Source organism: Vibrio sp. MM46 (assembly GCF_027587135.1).
GTDB classification, from domain to species: Bacteria; Pseudomonadota; Gammaproteobacteria; order Enterobacterales; family Vibrionaceae; genus Vibrio; species Vibrio harveyi.
In genome coordinates this window covers 150,727-167,095 of the sequence record NZ_JAPPTO010000013.1, presented here as the reverse complement: position 1 = coordinate 167,095, position 16,369 = coordinate 150,727, and the positions used below count along the sequence as shown (strand labels likewise).

The 16,369-nt window shown below is 43.7% G+C and carries 9 protein-coding genes; all 9 read left to right on the top strand.

Features of this window, described 5'->3' with window-relative positions:
- Window positions 1-28 precede the first annotated feature (28 nt).
- The 9 genes from proQ to rlmKL all read left to right on the top strand — a co-directional run bounded on the left by proQ (window position 29) and on the right by rlmKL (window position 16,369).
- Complete coding sequence (proQ, locus tag OH459_RS16135) at window positions 29-655, top strand: RNA chaperone ProQ (protein WP_005446802.1); 627 nt, start codon at window positions 29-31, stop codon at window positions 653-655.
- A 17-nt stretch (window positions 656-672) separates the two neighbouring features.
- Complete coding sequence (gene prc / locus OH459_RS16130; RefSeq protein ID WP_005446803.1) at window positions 673-2,667, top strand: carboxy terminal-processing peptidase; 1,995 nt, start codon at window positions 673-675, stop codon at window positions 2,665-2,667.
- A 209-nt stretch (window positions 2,668-2,876) separates the two neighbouring features.
- Window positions 2,877-3,542, top strand: coding sequence for a hypothetical protein (locus OH459_RS16125; RefSeq protein WP_005446804.1), 666 nt, complete (start codon window positions 2,877-2,879; stop codon window positions 3,540-3,542).
- Window positions 3,543-3,774: 232 nt separating this feature from the next.
- The gene (pepN, locus tag OH459_RS16120) at window positions 3,775-6,381 is read left to right on the top strand and encodes an aminopeptidase N (protein WP_269987673.1); all 2,607 of its coding nucleotides are present in this window, start codon (window positions 3,775-3,777) and stop codon (window positions 6,379-6,381) included.
- Window positions 6,382-6,447: 66 nt separating this feature from the next.
- The gene (locus OH459_RS16115) at window positions 6,448-6,666 is read left to right on the top strand and encodes a DUF2835 domain-containing protein (RefSeq protein WP_005446806.1); all 219 of its coding nucleotides are present in this window, start codon (window positions 6,448-6,450) and stop codon (window positions 6,664-6,666) included.
- 199 nt (window positions 6,667-6,865) lie between these two features.
- The gene (locus OH459_RS16110) at window positions 6,866-11,707 is read left to right on the top strand and encodes an NAD-glutamate dehydrogenase (protein WP_269987672.1); all 4,842 of its coding nucleotides are present in this window, start codon (window positions 6,866-6,868) and stop codon (window positions 11,705-11,707) included.
- A gap of 304 nt (window positions 11,708-12,011) precedes the next feature.
- The gene (gene pyrD / locus OH459_RS16105; protein ID WP_017190185.1) at window positions 12,012-13,022 is read left to right on the top strand and encodes a quinone-dependent dihydroorotate dehydrogenase; all 1,011 of its coding nucleotides are present in this window, start codon (window positions 12,012-12,014) and stop codon (window positions 13,020-13,022) included.
- 169 nt (window positions 13,023-13,191) lie between these two features.
- Window positions 13,192-13,734 (top strand): cell division protein ZapC, encoded by a 543-nt coding sequence (locus OH459_RS16100; protein ID WP_017190184.1) that lies wholly within the window; start codon window positions 13,192-13,194, stop codon window positions 13,732-13,734.
- A 511-nt stretch (window positions 13,735-14,245) separates the two neighbouring features.
- Window positions 14,246-16,369 carry a bifunctional 23S rRNA (guanine(2069)-N(7))-methyltransferase RlmK/23S rRNA (guanine(2445)-N(2))-methyltransferase RlmL gene (rlmKL, locus tag OH459_RS16095; RefSeq protein ID WP_053053148.1) on the top strand — a complete coding sequence of 708 codons (2,124 nt, stop codon included), beginning with the start codon at window positions 14,246-14,248 and terminating at the stop codon, window positions 16,367-16,369.

Below are 16,369 nucleotides of genomic sequence, written 5' to 3'. Positions count from 1 at the left end.
CGGAAATCCGCTCAAACCAGGAACCCTCATGACTGAAAAGTTAAAAAACAGCAAAGAAGTTATCGCATACATTGCTGAATGTTTCCCTAAGTGCTTTACTTTAGAAGGTGAAGCAAAGCCTCTGAAAATTGGTATTTTTCAAGATCTTGCGGAACGTCTAAATGAAGACGAAAAAGTAAGCAAAACTCAGCTTCGTGCAGCGTTAAGACAGTACACTTCATCATGGCGTTACCTACACGGCGTAAAACCAGGTGCAGTACGTGTTGATCTAGATGGCAACCCATGTGGTGAGCTAGAAGAAGAACACGTAGAACACGCTAAAGCGACACTTGCTGAAAGCAAAGCGAAAGTTCAGGCTCGTCGTAAAGAGCAAGCTCAAAAAGCTCGCGAAGAGGGTAAGGCGAAAGCGAAACCTGCGGCTAAAAAGCCACAACAGCCTCGTCGTGCTAACAAACCAAAAGTACAAAAAGAAAGTAAGCCTGTAGAAACACGCGCGCTAAACGCTGATGAAATCACAATCGGCAACGCAGTTAACGTGAACATGGGCAAAGGAAACATGGCAGCGACCATTGTTGAAGTCAATAAGGATGATGTACGTGTTCAACTTGCTAACGGCCTACAAATGGTTGTGAAAGCGGAGCACTTGCGCGCATAAGGGAGATACTCCTACGCATGAATTGCCGTTCAAAAGTGACACTGATTGCTGCTAGCTTCTGGCTAGCAGCATCAGCTCAGGCTCTAGAAGCCAAACTAAACAAAGATGATTTGCCGGTTCTTGCACCTGAAGTTCAGCATGAAACAGCCAGCAAACGAGTAACTTCTCGATTTACCCGCTCTCATTATAAGCATTTCAATCTAAACGATGATTTCTCCAAAGCGATCTTTGAGCGCTACGTAGAAATGCTTGATTACAATAGAAATATTTTTACTCAAGCCGATATCGACTCTTTCAAAGATTGGTCCGTCAGCCTTGATGATCAGCTTAAAGCTGGTAATAACAAGATTGCATTTGATGTTTATAATCTTTCGATGCAGAAGCGTTTTGATCGTTTTGCCTACGCATTGACTCTACTCGATAAAGAAATCAAGTTTAATACTGATGAGTTTATTGAACTGGATCGTTCTGAAGCCGCATGGCCCAAGGATGAAGCTGAGTTAAATGAATTATGGCGAAAACGCGTTAAGTACGATGCTCTTAACCTTAAAATGACTGGTAAAGAATGGCCAGAAATCAAAGAGGTTCTAGCGAAACGTTACAACAACGCGATGAAACGCATCACGCAAACTCGCAATGAAGACGCTTTCCAACTTTACATGAATGCATTCGCTCGTGAAGTTGATCCACATACTAGCTACCTATCTCCACGAAACGCGGAACAGTTCCAATCAGAGATGAATCTGTCTCTTGAAGGTATTGGGGCTGTGCTTCAAATGACCGACGACTATACAGTTATTCGTTCATTAGTTGCCGGCGGTCCAGCATCTAAGAGTAAACAGCTAGGTGAGGGCGACCGCATTATCGGTGTTGGTCAAGATGGCGAAGAAGTTGTCGATGTGATCGGTTGGCGTCTTGATGATGTCGTTCAACTAATCAAAGGTCCTAAAGGAACCAAAGTTAACCTACAAGTCTTGCCAGAAGGTAAAGATGCGAAGAGTTACGTTGTCACTATTGTGCGTGATAAAGTTCGTTTAGAAGACCGTGCGGTTAAGTCTGAAATCATCGAGAAAGACGGTAAGAAGATTGGGGTTCTTGAGGTTCCTAGTTTTTACGTTGGTCTTTCAAAAGATACCGATAAACTGCTATCTGAATTGAAGGCGAAAAACGTCGACGGTGTTATCGTTGATCTACGCAACAACGGCGGTGGTGCGCTGACTGAAGCAACGGCATTAACAGGGCTCTTCATTAAAGAAGGTCCAGTTGTTCAGGTTCGCGATAGCTATGGTCGCATCAAAGTAAATGCAGATACCGATGGTCAAGTGAGTTACGATGGTCCACTAACAGTGTTGATCAATCGCTACAGTGCTTCAGCGTCTGAAATCTTTGCGGCAGCAATGCAGGATTACAACCGTGCGATTATTCTTGGTGAAAACTCTTTCGGTAAGGGTACCGTTCAACAACACCGCTCATTGAATCATATCTACGATCTTTTCGACAAAGAACTTGGCTACGTACAATACACGATTCAAAAGTTCTACCGCATCGATGGTGGCAGTACTCAGAACCGTGGTGTTGCACCAGACATCGCTTACCCAACTCCAGTTGAGCCAAGCGAAACAGGTGAGAGTGTTGAAGACAACGCATTACCTTGGGATAGCATTGATAAAGCAAAGTATCAGACATTCCCAAGCAACGACGCGCTTGTTACTAAACTAACTGAGCTTCACAATAAACGTATTGCTGATGAGATGGAGTTCCGTTTCATCAAAGAAGATATTGAGAAGTACCGTAAAGAGAAAGACGATAATTTGTTGTCTCTTAACGAGAAAGTGCGCGAAGACGAATCAGATAAAGCCGAGGCTCTACGCTTAGAGCGCATCAATGAACGTCAAGCAGCAATGGGTAAAAAACCATTCAAAACGCTTGATGATGTGCCAAAAGATTACGAAGCGCCAGACGTTTATCTAGATGAATCAGTTGCTGTTATGGTTGATATGCTGAAAGGCTAAAAATTCAGTCAAAACGACTAATAATTCTCTATATAAAGAGCGAGTCATAGCGACTCGCTCTTTTTTTATGAGTTTATAAAGCGGCGTTTCTATAAAAATAGGTTGTTCCTGCGCTTAATTTGCACCAACAATTTACGTGATGTAGATCAAATATTTCGCGAAAATGAGATCTAGAGCCTAAGCTAAAAGAAAACGATAAGGATACCGTTATGAAATGGTTCATTATTTTACTTAGCTTTTGCTGCTTTAGTGTTTCTAGCGCGGAAACCAACAAGGAAGACGAACTTAGTCACTTTGACACTCCATTCTTGATCGGAGATTGGTATTTGATGAATCCAAACCCTGATGATTCTTCAGAGAACTTTAGAGCGATAAAACTCACCCTTGGCTCGGACTACACGTTCTCTATCGACATTCAGAAAAAAGATTACTCAATCGACCATTGGGAAGGACTCTATAACGCCAATGAGGACACCATCGTCCTTGGGTTGAATACTGATGAACCGCAAATTTATGCATATCGTAATAACCACAACACTCTAGACTTGAATGGTGTAACCTTCACTAAGGGGTTGTCGAATGCACTTGCAGGTATTTGGTCAAGCTCCCAAGTTGGAGGGGATGGCATGCTTGCAAATAACATCAACCAAATGGACTTGATTCTTCAACCAGACTTTGTATTTATGTTTAGAGTGTCAAATGAAGAAGGTGAAGAGGCAGTGAAACAAGGCGTGTTTTACACAGAAGGTGAGCATCTAGTTCTTTTGTACGAGAACGGAGAGCACGGAACCCGCTATACATTGAACCAAAACGAGCTGACGATTCAAGATTCTAACGGTGATATGTACGCGGTACTTAATCGAGTAACACCATAAATGATTCATCACCATTATTTCACGCAGGGTTATTAATAGTGAAATATTCTGATGTTGATTAAATGTTAAACAGAAAGCGGAGCTAAGACACTAAAAGCTCCGTTTTTTTATAGAAAGACTTGTATTCTGATACCACAACCCCTACAAATAGCTTATATCGTGATACCAGTAAGAGGTGTTTGAGCCTCTAGTCCTGGTATTTTTGTGGTTCTATATACAAGGATTTATGGACATGTCTCAAGCTCCCCAAGCGAAATATCGCAAAGATTATAAAGCGCCATCTCATACAATTACCGATATTGATTTGACGTTTGATCTTTATGACAACGACACGATCGTTACAGCAGTATCAAAAGTAGTTCAAAAGGGTGAATTAACCACATTAGAACTCGATGGTGAAGGGCTAGAGCTACGCTCTGTAAAAGTGAACGGTGAAGACTGGTCTCATCATGAAGTCAAAGAAGCCTCTTTAGTTCTTACCGATCTGCCAGCAGAATTTGATTTAGAAATCGTTACTAAGATCGATCCGGAAGCAAACACCGCACTTGAAGGTCTTTACAAATCAGGTGGTGCGTTCTGTACACAGTGTGAAGCAGAAGGCTTTCGTCGTATTACTTACTACCTAGACCGCCCAGACGTTCTCGCGAAATACACAACAAAAGTGATCGCAGACAAAGCGGTGTATCCATTTCTATTAAGCAATGGTAACCGCGTAGCTGAAGGTGAGGCAGAAAATGGTCGTCATTGGGTTCAATGGCAAGACCCACATCCAAAACCTGCTTACTTGTTCGCTTTGGTTGCCGGTGACTTTGATGTACTACGTGATAAATACACAACCACATCAGGTCGTGAAGTAGACCTAGAAATCTTTGTCGACAAAGGCAACCTCGATCGCGCGGGTCACGCAATGACTTCGCTGATCAACTCAATGAAGTGGGACGAAGATCGCTTTGGTCTTGAGTACGATCTTGATATCTACATGATCGTTGCGGTTGATTTTTTCAACATGGGTGCAATGGAAAACAAAGGTTTAAACATCTTCAACTCGAAGTTTGTGCTTGCGAATGAAAAAACCGCGACTGATCGCGAATACCTTGGCATTGAAGCGGTAATCGGTCATGAATACTTCCACAACTGGACGGGTAACCGCGTGACTTGTCGCGATTGGTTCCAACTGAGCTTGAAAGAAGGTCTAACGGTATTCCGTGACCAAGAGTTTTCGTCCGATCTTGGTTCACGCGCAGTAAACCGCATCGACAACGTTCGCATTATCCGTGGTCCTCAGTTTGCCGAAGACTCAAGCCCAATGTCACACCCAATTCGCCCAGATAAAGTTATTGAAATGAATAACTTCTACACGCTAACCGTGTACGAAAAAGGCAGCGAAGTGATCCGCATGTACCACACGTTACTTGGCGAAGAAGGCTTCCAAAAAGGCATGAAGCTTTACTTCGAACGTCATGATGGTACAGCGGCAACGTGTGAAGATTTTGTTTCTGCAATGGAAGACGCAACGGGCGTTGATCTTAAACAATTCCGCTTATGGTATAGCCAATCGGGTACACCAACACTTCGCGTAAACAGCGAATATAACGCTGAAGCAAAAACTTACGCGTTAACGGTTGAGCAATTTACTGAAGCAACGCACGACCAAGCAGAAAAACAAGCGCTACATATTCCATTCGATATTGAACTATACGCACAAAATGGTGATGTGATTCCACTGGTTATCAACGGTGAATCCGTACACAACGTTTTGGACGTGAAGCAAGACAAGCAGACTTTCGTATTCGAAAACGTTGCAGAACAACCAGTACCATCATTGCTTCGTGAGTTCTCTGCACCGGTTAAATTGGAATACGATTACAGCGATGATGAACTGATTTTCTTGATGAAGCACGCAACGAACGATTTTGCTCGTTGGGATGCAAGCCAAATGCTGCTAGCGAAATACATTCGTCAAAACGTAACTAACGTTCAAGCGGGTGGTGAGGTTAAGCTATCAGAAGACTTAATCGATGCATTCCGTGGTGTGTTACTTGATGCAAACCTTGAACCTGCGTTTATTGCTCAAGTGCTTTCTCTGCCTTCCATCAACGAAATCACTGGTTGGTACAAGCAGATTGATATCGATGCGGTAGATACGGTACTGAATAGCATTACAGTGTCACTTTCTAAAGAACTAGAAGATGAACTGAGTGCTACTTATCACGCATTGAACCAAACAGAATACAGCATTGACCATGCAGCGATTGGCAAACGCGCTCTGCGCAACCAGTGCTTGCAGTTCTTGGCTTACACTGAAAAGGGTAACGAGCTAGCAAAAGCGCAGTATGAATCATCAAACAATATGACCGACACAATTGCGGCGATGAGTGCAGCGAACAGTGCACAACTTGAATGTCGTGAAGCGTTAATGGCGGATTACAGCGACAAGTGGAAGCACGATGGTCTGGTTATGGACAAATGGTTTGTTCTTCAGGGCAGCAACCCGATTGAGAACGCACTTGAGAAAGTAAAAGAAACCATGAGCCACGAAGCGTTTAGCTTGAAGAACCCGAACCGCACGCGCAGTTTGATTGGTTCGTTCTTGAACGCAAACCCAGTACGTTTCCATGATAAATCTGGCTCTGGCTACCAATTTGCTGGTGAGATCCTTCGTCAGTTGAACGATAGTAACCCACAAGTGGCGTCCCGCATGATCGATCCTCTATTGAAATTCCGTAAATACGATGAAGGTCGTCAAGCGCTTATTCGTGCAGAGCTTGAAAAGCTTAAAGCGATGGACAATCTAGCGAAAGACTTATTCGAAAAAGTGACTAAAGCACTAGACGAATAATCGACAAAAGAATAGGGTGGTCATTACGATCACCCTAGTTTTTTGTTCTGACAACAATCCATTTTCATGAACCAGTATTACTTCTCTCTCAACATCTCTTATCAAACATTTCTTTCACACTACTCTGGTGCCGCAAGTTCTGTACAAGTCATTACTGACAATGGTTTGAGGGTGCAACTAGATGCATCAAAATTTCGACCATTTCTTAGTCAATTAGGCATTAGAGGTCGTTTTAGACTCACAACTGACCAAAATAATAAGTTTCTAAAGTTAGAAACTCTGTGATGCCTGATATTCCTAGTGAGTTAAACAGGAATCTTAGTCACATAATCAAACATTTCACCTCCTACCACTGCGAATTTTTGTTAAACATTTGTAATTATGCTTTTACAATAAGTGCATGCATTACCTATGCTTAGTTTCGAGGCTAAAACCCGAAGTTAAGTCCCCCTACAAAACAACAATTCTAATGTGGAGTGTGAATATGACCGCGCGTGAAAATGTAGTGCCGGTTCTGCTTGAAAAGGTATACCAACTAATTCAAGACAAACTCGAGCTTTCTCACCAACCGCTTGTAACTAAACTTGCTCAACACTTATTTAGTAACATTGCTGATGATGACTTGATTCAGCGAAACGAATCCGACCTATATGGTGCCGTTGTTAGTCTGTGGCATCATGTCAATGAAAAGAAACCAGAAGACATTTCTGTCAGGGTATTCAACCCAACTGTCAGCCGCCAAGGTTGGCAATCAACACACACTATTGTTGAAATTGTTGTTCCGGACAGCCCGTTTTTGGTGGATTCCATCAAGATGGCGTTAACGCGACTTGACCTTGTTTCTCACTTGATGCTCAACAACCCAACGCAACTAGAACGCGATAAAAAAGGGCAAGTGACGGACGTTAATGGCGAGGGTGGTGTTCTTCAATCTCTGTTCCATATCGAAGTTGACCGCTTAACCAGTAAAGGTGAAATGCAAGAGCTGAAAAATGAGCTACTGACCATTTTGTCTGACACGCGTTTAGTGGTTGATGATTGGAAACAAATGGTTGATAAACTTAAGATCGTTACTGATGATCTTGAAAAGAACAAAGATCGAGTTTCGATGAAGACTGATCGTTTAGATGAGACGATCGAATACCTACGTTGGTTAGGGGATCATAACTTCACCTTCATGGGTTACAAAGAGTATGATCTTGTTAGCGTCAATGGTGACACTGAGCTGCAACCTGTTAAAGAGAAAGGTCTTGGTCTCTTTGCCGATGACAATCGCATTCGCAGCATCAAGCTTTCTGAACTGTCCGACTCTGCGCGCCTAGAAGCGAAAAAGCCTTACGCATTGATCATCACTAAGGGCAATCAGGCATCTCGTATTCACCGCCCAGCTTACACTGACTACATTGGCGTTAAGAAATTCGATAAGAACGGCAAAGTGATTGGTGAGCACCGTTTCACAGGTCTTTACACTTCTGCTGTATACAACCAAGCCGTACAAAGTATTCCTCTGATCCGCGAGAAAGTGGATCGTATTCTAGAAGCGAGTGGTTACCGTAACGGATCGTACTCGTACAAAGCCCTGCACAACATTCTAGAAAACTACCCACGTGACGAATTACTTCAAGCTCGTGAAGAAGAGTTATTAGAAGTGGGGATGGGTGTCGTGCAAATGCAAGATCGTGACTTGTTACGTCTATTTGTTCGTAAAGACCCGTTTGGTCGATTCTTCAGCTGTATGGTTTACGTGACAAAAGATCGATACAACACAGAGCTTCGTCGTCAAACGCAACGCATTCTTAAGCAGTACTTTGGCTGTGAACAAGAGGTTGAATTCACAACCTTCTTCTCAGAAAGCCCGTTGGCGAGAACCCATTACATTGTTCGTGTAGACAATAACAACATTGATGTAGACGTGAAAAAGATTGAGCAGAACTTAATGGAAGTATCGACTTCATGGGACGACCGCCTAAAAGAGTCTATCATTGCTAATTTTGGTGAAAGCAAAGGTCTTCCGCTTTCGAAAGAGTACATGAGCGCATTCCCACGTTCATATAAAGAAGACATGATGCCAGGTTCTGCGGTTGCAGATATCGAACGTCTAGAAGCGTTAAGCGACGACAACAAACTCGGCATGTTGTTCTATCGTCCGCAAGAAGAAGCGGCTGAATCGAAAGCAGTTCGCTTGAAGCTATACCACCGCGACGAGCCAATTCACCTATCCGACGTGATGCCAATGTTGGAAAACCTAGGGTTACGTGTGATCGGCGAATCGCCTTATGAGATCGAAACCAACAATGGTCAAACATTCTGGATCCTAGATTTCTCAATGCTGCATAAGAGCGACAAGACCGTTGATCTTCGTGAAGCTCGCGATCGTTTCCAACAAGCATTCGCAGCGATTTGGGCTGGTAACCTAGAGAGTGATGGCTTCAACCGCTTGGTACTAGGCGCTTCACTGTCTGGTCGTGAAATCTCAATTCTTCGTGCATACGCGCGCTACATGCGCCAGGTTGGTTTCCCATTCAGCCAACAATACATAGAAGATACCCTTAGCCATTACCCAGATTTGGCAACGGGTCTAGTAAACTTGTTTGCCAAACGATTCGATCCAAAACACAAAGGCAGCGAGAAAGGTCAGAACGATCTTATCAAGAAAATAACCGAGCAACTGGATCGTGTTGAAAGCCTAGATGATGATCGTATCATCCGTCGCTACATGGAAATGATCACGGCAACGCTACGTACTAACTACTACCAATTGGACGAAAATAAGCAGCCGAAACCTTGGTTATCGTTGAAGATGAAACCAAGCGAAATCCCAGATATTCCTCAGCCAGTGCCTGCGTTTGAGATCTTCGTTTACGCACCTGATATTGAAGGTGTACACCTACGTGGCGGTAAAGTTGCGCGTGGTGGTTTGCGTTGGTCGGATCGTCAAGAGGACTTCCGTACTGAAATTCTTGGTCTGGTTAAAGCACAGCAAGTTAAGAACACGGTTATTGTTCCTGTGGGTGCAAAAGGTGGCTTCGTATGTAAACGTCAGCCAACTCTAACTAACCGTGATGAAATCTTCGCTGAAGGTCAACGTTGTTACAAACGCTTCATTCGCGCGCTTCTCGATGTGTCCGATAACATCATCGAAGGCGAAGTTATTCCGCCGAAGAGTGTAGTGCGTCACGATGAAGACGACCCATACTTAGTTGTTGCCGCCGATAAAGGTACAGCAACATTCTCTGATTTGGCGAACTCTGTATCGGATGAGTACAACTTCTGGCTAGGTGACGCGTTTGCATCAGGTGGTTCTAACGGTTATGACCACAAAGCAATGGGTATCACTGCGAAAGGTGGTTGGGAATCGGTGAAACGCCACTTCCGAGAAATGGGCATCAACTGTCAAACCACTGACTTCACAGCAATTGGTGTGGGTGATATGGCAGGGGACGTATTTGGTAACGGTATGCTGCTATCTAAGCATATTCGTCTACAAGCTGCGTTTAACCATATGCACATCTTCATTGATCCAAATCCGGATTCAGCCACCAGCTGGGAAGAGCGTAATCGCTTGTTCAATCTCCCACGATCAAGCTGGGAAGATTACAACGCCGAGTTGATCTCGCAGGGCGGTGGTATTTTCTCTCGTCGCTCTAAATCGATCCAACTAACGCCAGAAATCCAAAAAATGCTGGGCACGAAGAAAGCGTCTCTAGCGCCAAACGATCTGATTAAGATGATCCTGCAAATGGAAGTGGATCTGCTTTGGAATGGTGGTATCGGTACGTATGTTAAAGCTTCTAGCGAGACACACACTGATGTTGGCGACCGTGCAAATGACGTACTCCGTATCGATGGACGTGATTTAAAAGCGAAAGTGGTTGGTGAAGGCGGTAACTTAGGTATGACTCAGCTTGGTCGTATCGAATACGCAAGCACAGGCGGTCGTGTAAATACGGACTTTGTGGATAACGTTGGTGGCGTAGACTGTTCGGACAACGAAGTGAACATTAAGATCTTCTTGAATGGTTTAGTATCGAATGGCGATCTAACGGTTAAACAACGCAACCAGATTCTTGAATCGATGGAAGACGAAGTGGGCGAAATCGTATTGGACGATGCATACCGTCAATCTGAGTCTATTTCGGTGACTGAACAGCAAGGTGTTGGCATCGTTAAAGAGCAAATCCGCTTTATCCATACAATGGAGAAAGCAGGGTACTTGGATCGTGCTCTTGAGTACATTCCAGACGATGAAACCTTGATTGAGCGAGAGAAACAAGGTCTTGGTCTGACACGTCCTGAACTTTCAGTACTAGTAGCTTACGGTAAGATGGTTCTGAAAGAACAATTGGTTGTTGACGAAATTGCAAATGATGAATTCCATGGAAAACAGTTAGTTGCTTATTTCCCAAGTGAGTTACGCCGTAACTACAAAGATCAGATGGTAAACCACCCGCTGCGTGCTGAAATCATCGCAACAGCGCTGGCAAACCAAATGGTTAATGAAATGGGCTGTAACTTCGTGACTCGTCTTCAAGAAGAGACGGGCGCGAGTGTCGTTGATATTGCGAACGCTTACAGTGCAACACGTGAGATCTTCGAACTGGAAGATATTCTTAAGCAAACTCGTGCACTCGATAACGTTGCAACTGCAGAAGCACAGTATGAGATCATGTTTTATGTACGTCGCGCATTGCGCCGTATCTCTCGTTGGTTACTTCGCAATCGCAGCGGTAAGAGCACAGTAACTGAGTTAGTTGCGCTATATAAAGACGATGTTCACACTATTACTGAAACGCTAGACACCATGCTAGTTGCATCAGAAGTGGAAGAGCATAACGAACTTGCTCAGAAATGGATTGAGCGCGGAGTAGAGGAGAAACTGGCACACCATGTAGCTCGTCTCTCTAGCCTACAGTCTGCACTGGATATTTCAACAGTAGCAAGCGAAACGGGTAAAACGGTCGAACAAGCCTCGAAGCTTTACTTTAATCTAGGTGACCGTTTATCACTTCACTGGTTCTTGAAACAGATCAATAGCCAAGCGGTTGATAATAACTGGCAAGCTCTTGCTCGTGCAGCATTCCGTGAGGATCTCGATTGGCAACAACGTCAATTGACTGCTCAAGTTCTAACTTGCGGCTGCTCAACAGAAGATCTAGACGTGATGCAAGCACTCGAAGATTGGATGACAACGAATGAATTGTCATTACATCGTTGGGAGAGCATCTTGAATGAATTCAAAGTTGGTTCCGTTCATGAGTTCGCTAAGTTCTCTGTTGCACTTCGAGAGTTGGTTCTACTTAACCTGAACTGTTCTTCGAACGAATAGGGTAAGTGACTTTAGCAAAAGCCTCGCAATCGCGGGGCTTTTTTATGTTCAAATCATTATAACTCCACACAACAAGTGACGCCGTAACGTGCAATTTGAGTTTTCCTGGCATGAAATCGTTTGCTTTTAAATAAAAAGCTAGCAATTTTGTATAGAGAATAGAGTGCTAATCAACTGTTTTTATGAACAAAATTAAAATGAGACATACTATTTTGCTGAATTCACTCATTTTCATTGAATTGCACTGAAAAACAGTAAATAATATTGACCCGTTTACACGGGGCTTTTTTCTTTCGGAGGCACAATGCTTTACCGTCTAGCCAGAACTGGCTTTTTCCAACTTGATGCCGAAAAGGCACATGATCTTGCAATCAAAAACTTCCAACGCTTTAACGGCACTCCTCTCGATCTTTTCTATCGTCAACAATTACCAAATCGTCCAGTAGAATGCATGGGGCTTACATTCCGTAACCCAGTGGGTCTTGCTGCTGGTTTGGACAAAAACGGCGAATGTATCGAAGCGTTTGACGCTATGGGCTTTGGTTTTGTCGAAGTTGGTACTGTTACGCCTCGTCCGCAACCAGGTAACGACAAGCCACGTTTGTTCCGCCTAGTTGAAGCGGAAGGTATCATCAACCGTATGGGCTTTAACAACCTAGGTGTGGATCATCTGGTTGAGAATGTGAAAAAGGCAAAATACAACTGCATTCTTGGTATCAACATTGGTAAAAATAAAGATACACCAATTGAGAAAGGGGCAGAGGACTACCTGATTTGTATGGAAAAAGTGTACGAGTATGCCGGTTACATCGCCGTGAACATCTCGTCACCAAATACACCAGGGCTTCGTTCACTTCAGTACGGTGAAGCGCTAGACGAATTGCTATCTGAACTCAAAGAGAAGCAAGCAGAACTTGCAGAAAAGCACGGTAAGTACGTACCACTTGCGCTAAAAATTGCACCGGATTTGAGCGATGACGAAATCAGCCAGATCTGTGAGTCGCTAATTAAGAATAACATCGACGGTGTGATTGCAACAAACACAACGCTTGATCGCACAGTCGTTGAAGGCATGAAACATGCGAACGAAGCGGGTGGTCTAAGCGGACGTCCGGTTCAATCACGTTCAACAGAAGTTGTTCGTAAACTTCATGAAGAGCTTGGCGATAAACTTCCGATAATCGGTGTGGGCGGTGTTGACTCATACGTTGCAGCGAAAGAGAAAATGATGGCAGGTGCACAACTTGTTCAAGTTTACACTGGTTTCATCTACCACGGACCAGGTCTCGTACGCGATATTGTTAAAAATCTATAAGAGCAATCGCTAAATCGTTGAGAAATCGACGCTTGTTACTAAAAAAAGAGGAATTCGTTTCCTCTTTTTTTTTGCCCGTTCGTTTGTAAAATTTAAAAATCATGAGTAGGTAATTAAGCGTCTTACCTCTTATTACTGATTAACTAGTCACAAACAAGAGAACGGAATAATGCTTAAACCCAGCGACAAATGGAATTGGTATTTTGACGAGCAGAAAGCTTGCCTAATGCTGGATTTGGGGGAGGAGATGATTTTCCAAACCAATCTATGCCGTAAGCTGTTGGTCAATTGTGCCTTCTCAGACAATGAATTCACTGTTGATGACGCAAGCGCGTTTCAAACGTACAACGAACGAATCCGTTGTCTCGACATCAACGAATACCGTCAAGCCGAACTTACGCTCTATTGCGTAGCTGCAAAACGCTTTCATAAACCTGTTCAACCGAAGAGCTGGTTCTTCGACGCCCAATGCGATGGGCATGAGCCAGAAGAAGGGGATATGGTCTTCCTAACAAATCGATATTCAGAAGGCGTATTCATCGTTCTAGAACCAGGTGAAACATCAAGCCTATGTGCTTACGTAGGGCAGGATGAATTTCTACTTGATGGCAACAAAGTACTGCCATTTGGGCAACCAATTAAAGTAATGCACGATCGCATGGTGTGTGCCAATCACTTATTCACGATGGCACCAATGGCGATGGTGGGTTAATTTCCTTTTGATTTTTCTTTATTTTCGTTCCTTTGTTTGCATTAATCGACCTCATTAGGTCGATTTTTTTTGCCTAGAATTTTCTGAATATCTCCTCTTGTGCACGCCAAATACATGCCTAGGTGAGGGCTATTTTGTATCTCAGATATGAAGTAGCTCACTTTTATTCCACTTTTTTCATTTTAGCGTTTCCTTAATTTAGGCAACCAGACGCCTAATATTTCACCTTTTGTTCCCCTATACGCTCATTTTGTAAGTTAATTACACGCAAAATGAGTGATTGGTATAGACCAAAAACGGTGTAAATAAGTATTCACTCTCGCTATGATGCTTGTCTTTACTAGAAAGTGATAAAGAGACGTATTCTGTTTGTAGATGTGCTGTGTTTTGATTTTCAGCAGATGAGATTGGCGACTGTTTGAGCTAATAAAGTAAAAATGCCTTTAAAAACGAGGCATTGATCGTAAAGTCAGGTATAATCAAAGCCATTTTTTATCGACGAAAGAACACTATGAATCAATATCTCGCGGTAACTTCAAACGGCATGGAAAACTTGCTTGTTGAAGAACTGACTAAACTAGGCATTGAAAACGCCAAACCAGTACAGGCAGGCGTTAAATTTAAGGCGACGAATGAACAGATTTACCGTTGCTGTTTGTGGAGCCGCTTGGCGTCTCGATTTGTACGTGTTTTATCGGAATTTACCTGTAACGACGACATGGACCTTTACCTGTCGACGTCTTCAATCAACTGGGTAAATCAGTTCCATAGTTCAAAGCGCTTTGTGGTCGACTTCAATGGTACGAACCGTGAAATCCGCAACAGCCAATACGGTGCAATGAAAGTAAAAGACGGCATCGTAGATTGCTTTGAGAAGAAAGGACTTCCTCGTCCAAACATTAACAAAGAACGCCCTGATATCCGCGTTCACGTTCGTCTGCACAAAGACAAAGCCATTCTTGGTGTGGATATGGTGGGTAGTGGTCTTCATCAACGTGGCTACCGTCCAGAATCAGGTCGAGCTCCGTTACGTGAGACGCTTGCAGCAGCAATCGTAATGCGTTGTGGCTGGGATGGTTCACAACCGCTTCTAGACCCAATGTGTGGTTCTGGTACGTTGCTGATTGAAGCAGCGATGATGGTAGCCAATATGGCACCAGGCGTTAAGCGCAAACAGTGGGGCTTTGAAGCGCTAGAAGATTTTGAACCAGAGCTTTGGGCAGAGATTAAATCAGAGGCAAATGTACAAGCTCGACGCGGTGTCAAAAAAGTTGACGCTAAGTTTTTCGGCTTCGATAACGACCCGAAAGTGTTGAAGGTTGCACGAGACAACGCTCGTAGAGCTGGTGTTGAAGAGTTGATTGAATTTGCACAAGGCGATGCAGCAACCATTACTCGTCCGGCTGGTTTCGAATCTGGCGTTATCGTTTCTAACCCGCCTTATGGTGAGCGTCTTGGCACTGAACCTGGTCTGATCGCGCTATACACAGCATTTGGTGGTCAGCTAAAAGCAGAGTTTGGCGGTTGTAAAGCGTCTATCTTCTCAAGTTCAGACGAGCTACTAAGCTGTCTTCGTATGCGTGCGGACAAACAGTTCAAATTGAACAATGGCGCGTTACCTTGTCACCAAAAGAACTACAGCATTGCAGAGCGCAGCGTTGATGAAGTGAAAGGTGCGGACACTAATATTCAAATTGCACCAGACTTCTCAAACCGTTTGAAGAAAAACATTGGCAAGATTGGTAAGTGGGCACGTAAAGAGAAACTTGACTGTTACCGTATCTACGATGCGGATCTTCCAGAATACAATGTAGCGATCGACGTGTACGGCGATCAAATTGTGATTCAAGAATACGCGGCACCTAAGAATATCCCTGAAGAAAAAGCCAAGCGCCGTCTAACGGACATCATCCGTGCAACGATTCAGGTAACAGGTGTAGAAGCGAATAACGTAGTACTTAAAGTTCGTGAGAAGCAAAAGGGTCGTAGCCAGTACCAAAAATTAGGTCAAGTTTCAGAGACGCTTGAAGTGAACGAGTACGGAGTGAAGCTGATCGTAAACCTTCATGACTACCTAGACACGGGCTTGTTCTTGGATCATAAGATAACTCGTCGTCGTCTTGGCGAAATGGCACAGGGTAAAGATTTCCTTAACTTGTTTGCTTACACTGGCAGTGCAACAGTGCACGCTGCAGTTGGTGGAGCGCGTTCTACAACTACGGTAGATATGTCTAACACGTACCTCAACTGGGCGAAAGACAACATGCAGCTAAACGGTTGTGTTGGTCGCCAGCATCGTTTTGAGCAAGCTGACTGTCTCCAGTGGCTTGAGAACGCCAAAGGTGAATATGATCTTATCTTTATTGACCCACCGACGTTCTCTAACTCTAAACGCATGGAAACGTCGTTCGATGTACAACGCGATCATATTAAGCTAATGACAAACCTTAAGCGTCTGTTGCGTGCTGGCGGTACGATTGTTTTCTCTAACAATAAACGCCATTTCAAGATGGACGAAGCAGGGCTTGCAGAACTGGGCTTAAAAGCGCAGAACATTTCTTCTCAAACTCTGCCATTGGATTTTTCTCGTAACAAACAGATTCACAACTGCTGGTTGGTTACTCACGCAGAATAG